This is a genomic window from Paractinoplanes rhizophilus, from assembly GCF_042664765.1.
In the GTDB taxonomy this organism is placed as follows: domain Bacteria; phylum Actinomycetota; class Actinomycetes; order Mycobacteriales; family Micromonosporaceae; genus Actinoplanes; species Actinoplanes rhizophilus.
Map to the genome: position 1 here is coordinate 1 of NZ_JBHTBJ010000113.1, position 1,316 is coordinate 1,316.

At 66.6% G+C, this 1,316-nt stretch carries 1 pseudogene; it reads left to right on the forward strand.

From position 1 onward, the window contains the following. Nucleotides 1-51 precede the first annotated feature (51 nt). A pseudogene (locus ACFQS1_RS40440) lies at nucleotides 52-1,286 on the forward strand (IS3 family transposase). Nucleotides 1,287-1,316: the final 30 nt, after the last annotated feature.

Genomic DNA, 1,316 nt, shown 5'->3' on the forward strand with positions numbered 1-1,316 from the left:
TGTTCCGCCCCGGGTTAGATGGAGACATCGAAACCTGGAGGAACACCGGCGATGCCTGCACCGAAGAAGTACAACGATGAGCTGCGTGAGCGTGCGACCCGGTTGGCGGTCGAGGCCCGCCGGGATCCGGCGTCGGCGGTCGGAGCGATCCGGCGGATCGCCGATCAGCTCGGGGTTCATCCGGAGGCGTTGCGTACGTGGGTGAAGAAGGCGGAGATCGACGCCGGGGAGCGGCCGGGCACGATCAGCAGCGACGCCGAGCGGATTGCCGCGTTGGAACGGGAGAATCGTGAGCTGCGGCGGGCGAACCAGATCCTGAAGTCCGCGGCGTCTTTCTTCGCGGCGGAGCTGGACCGTCCGTCGCGATGAAGGTCGCGTTCGTCGACTCCCACCAGGCCGAATACGGTGTCCAGCCGGTCCTGCAGGCTCTTGAAGATACGCCGGCACAGATCGCACCGTCGACCTACTACGCCGCCAAGATCCGCCCGGCCAGCGCTCGGTCACGGCGTGACGCCGCGCTGATCGAGATGATCAAGAAGATCCACGCGGAGAACTACGGCGTCTACGGCGCCCGCAAGATCTGGCACGAGCTGCACCGTCGCGGCGTGCAGGTGGCCCGGTGCACGGTCGAGCGGCTGATGCGTGAGATCGGGTTGCGGGGACTGCTGCGTGACAAGTCACCGCGCACGACCCGCCCGGCCGCCGAGACCGACCGGCCTCGCGACCTGGTCAAACGTGACTTCACCGCAGCCGGCCCGAACCTGCTGTGGGTCGCCGATCTGACCTACGTGCGCACCAGCGTGGGCTGGGTGTACGCCGCGTTCGTGCTGGATGTGTACTCCCGCATGATCGTCGGCTGGCAGGTATCCACGTCGCTGTACACCGACCTCGCCTTGGACGCGCTGAAGATGGCGATCTGGCGCCGCGAGAATCAGGGCGCTGACCTGCAAGGACTCGTACATCACTCGGACCGGGGCGTCCAATATCGAGCGATCCGCTACACCCAGCGGCTCGCCGAGGCCGGCGCGGTCGCCTCGGTCGGGTCGAAGGGCGACTCGTTCGACAACGCGATGGCCGAGGCGTTCAACTCCCTGTTCAAGGCCGAACTCGTGCGCAACAAGGGCCCATGGCGCGGGCTCGACGACCTGGAGATGGCCACCGTCGAGTACATCGACTGGTACAACAACCGCCGCCTGCACGGCGAGCTCGGACACGTCCCGCCCGCCGAACACGAGGCACTACACGCGATGACCCAGCCGGTCACCGCACCCCTGAAAACCAGCTAACCAACTCTCCACCAAACCCGGGGCTTGACA